At 43.7% G+C, this 7,240-nt stretch carries 7 protein-coding genes; 1 reads left to right on the top strand and 6 read right to left on the bottom strand.

All coding sequences use genetic code 11. The annotated features are described in order from the left end of the window. A partial coding sequence (locus GXZ17_RS01165) for a GIY-YIG nuclease family protein (RefSeq protein ID WP_409375458.1) occupies nucleotides 1-276 on the bottom strand: 276 nt, incomplete at its 3' end. A 300-nt stretch (nucleotides 277-576) separates the two neighbouring features. Between GXZ17_RS01165 and yvcK the strand changes: the two genes are divergently transcribed. Continuing rightward, a complete protein-coding gene (gene yvcK, locus GXZ17_RS01160) occupies nucleotides 577-2,037 on the top strand; it encodes a uridine diphosphate-N-acetylglucosamine-binding protein YvcK (RefSeq protein WP_409375457.1) in 1,461 nt (486 codons plus the stop codon). Here yvcK and GXZ17_RS01155 read toward each other — a convergent pair. The 5 genes from GXZ17_RS01155 to GXZ17_RS01135 form a co-directional block, all read right to left on the bottom strand. Beyond that, on the bottom strand, nucleotides 2,007-3,572 hold the full coding sequence (locus tag GXZ17_RS01155; protein ID WP_409375456.1) for an L-aspartate oxidase: 1,566 nt from the start codon (nucleotides 3,570-3,572) through the stop codon (nucleotides 2,007-2,009). The genes yvcK and GXZ17_RS01155 overlap by 31 nt on opposite strands. Next, nucleotides 3,565-4,416 carry a carboxylating nicotinate-nucleotide diphosphorylase gene (gene nadC / locus GXZ17_RS01150; protein WP_409375455.1) on the bottom strand — a complete coding sequence of 284 codons (852 nt, stop codon included), beginning with the start codon at nucleotides 4,414-4,416 and terminating at the stop codon, nucleotides 3,565-3,567. Before nadC ends, GXZ17_RS01155 begins: the two co-directional genes overlap by 8 nt. A 14-nt stretch (nucleotides 4,417-4,430) precedes the next feature. Then, nucleotides 4,431-5,477: a hypothetical protein gene (locus GXZ17_RS01145; protein WP_409375454.1), complete on the bottom strand. Its 1,047-nt coding sequence runs from the start codon at nucleotides 5,475-5,477 to the stop codon at nucleotides 4,431-4,433. A 703-nt stretch (nucleotides 5,478-6,180) separates the two neighbouring features. Continuing rightward, entirely contained in the window at nucleotides 6,181-6,612 is a 432-nt protein-coding gene (locus tag GXZ17_RS01140) for a putative toxin-antitoxin system toxin component, PIN family (RefSeq protein WP_409375453.1), read from the bottom strand. Next, complete coding sequence (locus tag GXZ17_RS01135) at nucleotides 6,600-6,884, bottom strand: type II toxin-antitoxin system Phd/YefM family antitoxin (RefSeq protein WP_409375452.1); 285 nt, start codon at nucleotides 6,882-6,884, stop codon at nucleotides 6,600-6,602. The genes GXZ17_RS01140 and GXZ17_RS01135 overlap by 13 nt, the downstream gene beginning before the upstream one ends. Nucleotides 6,885-7,240 lie beyond the last annotated feature (356 nt).

Raw genomic sequence — 7,240 nt, 5'->3', positions numbered from 1 at the left:
GTAGAGGTCTCGCCATTCCGGATTCATTTTCTCAATCAGATTTATTTTCCAGTCTCTTCTCCATTTCTTGAGTTGCTTTTCTCTGGTGATTGCCGAATAAGCATCTTCATAAACCTCATAATAGACTAAGCTGTGCAGGTGGTATGTCTTGGTAAAACCTTCGATAAGCTCATTTTTATGTGCAAACACCCGTACAGCGAGATTGGAGGTAACCCCTACATATAAAGTACCATTTTTATGGTTGGACATAATATAAACGTAAAATTGTTCTTTCAAGGCGCTTTCATTATAGGCAATTTAAAATGTTCTGTCATGCCTGAGCGCTTTTATCAGGCATCCACGCTTTTAAATACTTATGGACCCCTGATAGAACCATTCAGGGGCAGGCTAAAGATGGCTCGAAAGTCGCCGGGGTGATGGATGAGGAGCTTCATTGCGGCGACAGAAGAGGGTTATAAGGAAGGTTTTTCTCCTCTTATAGTTTGTGGTAAAATTATACTCGGTAAATGAGAAAGTTAAACATGCTTTAGGGGTTTAATATATAATTCTGTTCTGGTGTCTGAGGAGGAAAGGTTGATGAGCCAACCTTTTAAGCAATATTTGCGGTGGTTGTACCCGGGGATGCGGGTAAAGCGATGGTTGTTTCTGGTCATTGTGGGTGTGTTTCTCATCTCTTTAGGGGTGAGCTTGATTGTTTCCACTCCTTATTTTAGAAGCATATATGTGCTGTGGAGAAATTTTGTCTTTGGGTTTTTAAACCGTTACTGGCTGGCTATAGTTTTTGGTCTGGCATGGTTGGTGGGGGGCGTGGCGCTCGTAGTCTATGGCCTGCAGAAGATGAACCGTTCGGTTATTACTGCCATTTCTTCTCTTCCAGAAAAAGAAGTGGTTAATGAAGTTTTCAGAAAAAGGCAACTGGAAAAAGGACCAAGCATCGTGGCTATTGGAGGAGGACACGGGTTATATTCTCTTCTCCACGGACTGAAAGATTATACTTCCAACGCCACGGCAGTGGTTACAGTTTTTGATGACGGAGGGAGCTCCGGTCGCTTGCGAGAAGAGATGGGAGTTTTGCCCCCCGGTGATATTCGCAACTGCTTGATTGCTTTAGCTGATGTCGAGCCTCTGATGAGTGAATTATTTCAGTATCGCTTTGGGGAGGATACCGGCCTGGGAGGGCATAATTTTGGTAATCTCTTTATCACTGCTCTGGCTCAAATTACTGGAGATTTTCAAAAAGCGGTTTTTGAATCCAGCAAAATCCTGGCGGTGAGAGGAAAAGTTTTACCTACTACCGTTCAGAATGTCTTCCTCCGTGCCGAATGTGAAGATGGGTCAATCATCCTGGGAGAATCTCAGGTGGGCACCTGTGGGAAAAAAATAAAGAGGATCTTTCTGGAGCCCTCAGTGGTGCACACTACTCCTGAGGTGGTTAAAGCCATTGAAGAAGCAGACCTGATAGTTCTGGGGCCAGGAAGTCTATATACCAGTGTTTTGTGCAATCTGGCAGTGGAGGAAGTGAGGGAGGCTATTTTGCGTTCTCCTGCTCCTCTGGTTTTTGTGTGTAACATCACCACTCAACCCGGAGAAACGGATGGCTATGATTTTTCTGATCATCTGCAAGCAGTCTTCCAGTTTATTCCTCCTCAGCGCTTGAACTATATTATGGTGAATAATGGGATACCCAGTGAAGCGGGGGAGGAGGAGTTATCTCTCTCGGGGGCAGAGATGGTTCGAGGTAATGGGGAAGAAATACCTTCTTCTGTTAAGGTTATAAAGGCCGACCTTATTTCTTATCATCATCCCAGTCGTCATGACTCCCAGAAGTTGGCTCAAGTGCTTATGTCTATTCTTCTGGAGGAGAAACCTTCCTGGGCTTTTTATTTGACTCTTCACAACGACGAAATCCTCAAGGGCTTGAACCCTGTACATCTTGTAAACCAGTGGAGGTTAAGAGCCCGAGAAAATGGAGAGAACAAGAAAAAAGAGGAGAAGTCTGCTCCCCTTTATGGATCAAAAGCGTCCAGGCGAAAATGAGTTCCCCGGGATAGAGGATTTTTAAAAGCTTCTTCCGTTACTAAAAGAGCGGTTTCGGCCATGTTTTCCAGTTCTAAAAGGGCCGGGGATATACCGTATTCTTCTTTGAGATGAGCAATTTCTTTTTTCATGGCGGTCAATATCTGTAAAGATTGAGAAAGACCTCTTCTTTCCCTTATTAGTCCTACATTTTCCCACATATTTATCCGGATGATTTCTTTCAGACTGCGTAAAATGTTTTCTGGGGGAGGTTCTCCCCATTTCTCCCGAAAAGGAAGAACAGCAAAATTAGGAAGCTCTTCACTATGTTTTACTATATCCCGAGCTGCTCGATATCCAAAGGTAAGTCCCTCTAGCAAACTGGTAGAGGCTAAACGATTGGCTCCGTGTAAGCCGCTGCATGCTACTTCTCCTGCAGCGTACAATCTTTTTATGGTGGTTCTTCCCCGGGTATCGGTGAGCACTCCTCCACAGGCAAAATGAGCACCAGGAGCAACAGGAGCCGGTTCCTGCGTGATATCTATTCCCCTTTGGAGAAGTTCTTCATAAATGGTGGGGAAAGTGTCTTTTATTTTACGGGGCTCCATTTTTTGCCGGAAGTCTAAATAAACACAATTACTCTCGTGAATTTTCATTTCCTGAAAAATTGCTCTCGCTACCACGTCTCGAGGAGCTAAACTTCCCCGGGGGTGATATCGGTACATAAAAGGCTCTCCGTTTGCGCTTATGAGCTCTGCTCCTTCTCCCCGTACTGATTCAGAAATGAGAAAAGAGGAAGAATATTGAGGGGTATAAAGGAGGGTGGGGTGAAATTGTACATATTCCATATTGCTCAGGCGAGCTCCTGCTCTTCGGGCTATAGCAAAGCCATCCCCGGTGTTCCACGGACCTCCTGAAGAATAGCGGTAAATTTCGCTCAAACCCCCGGTAGCTAAAATGGTAGCAGAAGCAAGAATGGGAATTACTTCTTGCGCTTCTTCCTCCCACACATAAGCTCCCAGGCACTCCAGCGGTAGGTAGCGGCTTTCGGGGTGGGGAGTGTCACGAGAAGAGACAATGAGGTCTAATGCCAGGGAATTTTTTTTCACCTCAATTAATGGTTCGTGCAAAACGGCTTTGTTCAAGTATTCCTGGATGACTTTTCCTGTGTAATCCTTGACGTGGAGGATACGGCGGAAAGAGTGGTTTCCCTCTCGGAAGAGGTCCCATTTCCCATTCCTTCGGTCAAAGGGGATTTGTAAGCGATCAATTAATAGTTTCTGCACCAAAGGCGGGCCCAGGCGAGATATTAATCGAGCGCTCGCAGTGTAAGATGTGAATGCCGAGGCTTCCATGATATCTTTAATGAGAAAAGAAGGATTATCGCCCTCTCCTCGGAATACTATTCCTCCCTGAGCTTTAGCAGTGTTGGTGTCCTCTAAATCTTCACCTTTGGTGAGGAGTAATATGCTCTTCCCTGCTTCAGCCAAAAAAAGAGCAGCGCTGCTTCCGGCAATGCCATTACCAATGATTAAGACATCGTAGCGGTCAGGCATTTTCTTCCATTTTCAGACTCATATCAATCCAGGTAGCATGATGGGTGATATAACCGGTGGAAATTATATCTACTCCCTGCTCCGCCACTTTACGAATGGTGGTAGGGTTGATATCTCCGGAGGCTTCCAGAGTGGCTTTCCCTTTAGCTATTTTAACTGCTTCCCGGATATTTTCTACACTCATATTATCTAACATAATAATATCTGCTTTTTCTTCTAAGGCTTCTTGCACTTGCGCTAAAGTAGTACATTCTACCACTATTTTGGCGGTAAAGGGAAGAGCGGGGCGGATTTTTTTGATTGCTTCTTTCACCGACCCACACAGAGCGATGTGGTTATCTTTAATTAAAGCGCAGTCATAAAGCCCCAGGCGGTGATTTACCCCCCCTCCACATCTCACGGCATATTTTTCAAAAATCCGCAAACCCGGGCTGGTTTTCCGGGTGTCGGCTACTTTCACGGGCAAGCCTTCCACCAGCTTTACCAGCTCTTGGGTTTTGGTGGCAATACCACAGAGGCGTTGCAGGAGGTTTAAGGCAGTTCTCTCTCCCATGAGGATAGCCCGCGCTGGTCCTTCTATTTCTAATAGCACTTCCCCGGGGGAAAAATTCTGTCCCTCAAAAACTTTTGCCTCCCCTCTCGTTTGAGAGTTAAGGAGAGTGAATACTCGAAGAGCGAAATACCCTCCAGCCATTACTCCCTCTTTTTTGGCTGTAACCTTAGCTTTTACTGTATTTTTTCCCAGGTCACCCAATCCTTGAGTGGTAATGTCAGCAAATCCCAGGTCTTCTTCTAAGAAAGCCTGCAGTCTTCGGTCTACATCCCAGGGCACTAACCCTAACATATTTATCATCCTTTCTATTTAGAGAATTTCTTGAGGAAATCTTCATCTTCAACTATACCCTGCAAAAGATAAGCGGATATTTTTTCTATCCCCCCTCTTCTTCCATATCGAGAAGAGAGATGTTGATTACACTCAAAGAGATATTGGGGGTTGCGTATTAAAGAGACCACTTCTTCAGGGTTGAGGTTGAAAATGGGAAGAACTTTCCTGCCCATTCCTGTGGCCTGGATAGTGGAAATATCATCGGTGCTCAAAGCCAAACTGCACTGTTGTAAGGCTTCACCCCGAAAGCGGGTAAGGTTCAAATAAGCACCTTCTTTTTCCAAGTATCCTTCCATTATATCTCCTTCTAAGCTTCTTCTCCAGTGCCAGCCTCTTTTTTCCCCTATTTCTCTTGCTTCCCGAGTTTTTATTTTTCTGGGAATGGTTAGAATGAAATAAGTTTTGTCCCCTCGCGACATTTTCTCCACCACGTCTAAAAAAAACTTCAAGTCAGAAGAAAATTTTTCTTCTCTGGGAAACAGAGCATAAATGGGCTTTCTCCCGTGGGAGAAAAGGAAGGCAGAAGAGGAGAGAAGGTCGGCTAAGAGATTACCCACAAAGTAAGCTGGTATATTTTTCCTCCGCAAATTACGCACCAGTTCATAGTCGTTGGCCAAAACCGCGGAAGAAAAACGAAAAAAAACGGTATGCCAGAAAGATAAAGAAGGACGGAGACTTTTAATTACCGGGATATATATGGCTTTTTTGCCGGTTAAAAGAAAAAGAGGGAGAAGAAAAGAAGGATTGTCACCCCAGAACACCACTTTTTCTTCAAACTTTCTCCTGCTCGCTAAGGCAGAATGAATAAGGGTTAATCTCTTGAACTTTGATATATTGTCTTCAAAGGAAGAGTGAGGGGGTTTTATTTCCATCAGCCCTTTTTTTTGCCATCTTCCTGGATTGTCAATACTGAGAAAGAGAATTTCTGCTTCAGGATAAGCTTCTTTCATTTTATGGTAAAGTTTTAGAGATAATTTTTCTTCTAATTCTCCCTGGGTAACAAATAAAAAGCAGTTCATTACCGCCACCTTTTCTAAGTTTAATAACTCCCATTTTTGAAGTTCTGTCCTCTATAAGAAACTGACTGGCAAATTTTATCTATTATAATATAGTTAACTGTAAAAATCATTGTAACCTCTCTTTTGGCGTAAAGAATAAGCGCTTTGCGACTTTTGAGTCCATTATTGCAGGCCTCGTATGGCAGCGTAAGAAAAAGGGAGGAAGATTAAAAAGCTGAGGCAGCAACACTGAATCTTTCCCCCGGCGTTATTATCCCGCTCTTTGTTTTTTTGGTTTACGCTGCCAGACTACGCTCTCTGTCATTCTCGAGATTTTATCGGGAATCTACCTCCCCGCCGTCATGCCTGAAATTTAGGTGGGAATCCACCCCCGCAGTCATTCCCGAAATCTTTTATCGGGAATCCAAATGCTTTTAAAAACCATGGACCCCGGCTTAAAGATTGCCGGGGTGACGAATAAGGGCAATAAATACATTCAGGAGCAGGCTAAAAACGGCTCGAAAATTGCCGGGGTGACGAGGAGGTGGGAATCCAAAGGTTTTTGCCCTTAAATAATTTAGATTCCTAGTAAAGAGGGTCACAGAGTCCCTTCTTTGTGGTCTGGTATAAGCTGAGGGATAACTATAAATTTTTACAGCTTGTCTTACAAGCTCGATGGCGTGTAATTTTTCTTGTTAGCGACCCGGGGTTAACTACCTCTACTTTATTTTTCCTCTGAAGCTTTTAACAGCTCTATAAACTCCTTCGCCGTTATGACTTTGATATTTTTGTATTGTTTTAATTTAAGCAAGTGTTGGTCGCCTGATATGATAAACTCACATTCACCAGCTGCGGCGCATTCCAGAAAGATATCATCTCTAGGGTCGTCTTTTACCATACATATCTGCTCTTGTGGGTTTACCAGAACTACATGTTCAAAAGATAAAAGCGTGCCTAACAACTTTAATCTCTCTTCTACGCTTCCCAGAGCTGAAAATCTATCTCTGGCAAAAACTTCGCGGTATTCCCTAATTATTTCTTCACTTACTACTGGTTCGAACCTTTTCTCTACCCAGCCATCAACCAATTTAGCAGGATAGCTTTCTCTGCTGATAAAACCAGAAATTAAGACGTTGGTATCAATTACTGCCCGCAAGAGGTTCTGGCCTTTTCAATCTCTTCTTTAACATCTGCCTCAGTAATCCCGGCTCTTGCGGCTTTTTCCCTGAACTCGCTCAGCATCTGAGAAGCTTCCAGCTGTTTAGCTCTCTCGACCAAATCCTTTAGTTCCTCATATTTAGAATAACTTAACAAGACACCTTTTGGCTTTGACCGTGAAGAGATAACAAAAATTTCGCCCTTTTTTACTTCTTCTAAGCATTCATCCAGTCTGGACTTAATCTTATTCACTTCTATTATCTTTTCCACTGGCTCACCACCTCTGCTAATCCCTTATATATTTTAGCATTAATCTCCTGGTAAATATAGCCTTATGGTTTTATTGGTTTAGGCATGGTTTTTTATTTATTTGTCTTACCATTCCCGTATTTTTTTCCCCCGGAGGGAGGGAACAAGAGGCGTAAGAAAAAAGCATTTTGAGGAGAATCACCTTGGTGCTCTCCCCGGAAGGGTGAGGGAAAGGAAAAGAGTCGAGGAAGAGGAAAAGTTCAGGAACGAGAACATCCTCTTCTCTTATTTAGACCCCTCGTAGAACCACTCAGGAGTGACAGACAACGGGATAATAGAGACGTTCAGGGTTGACGACCTCCTCCTCCGTCATGCCT

It is taken from the genome of Candidatus Sordicultor fermentans, assembly GCF_012728195.1.
GTDB lineage: Bacteria > Atribacterota > Atribacteria > Atribacterales > Caldatribacteriaceae > Sordicultor > Sordicultor fermentans.
Note: the sequence above shows the minus strand (reverse complement) of the source record. Positions and strands in the feature narration are given on the sequence as shown.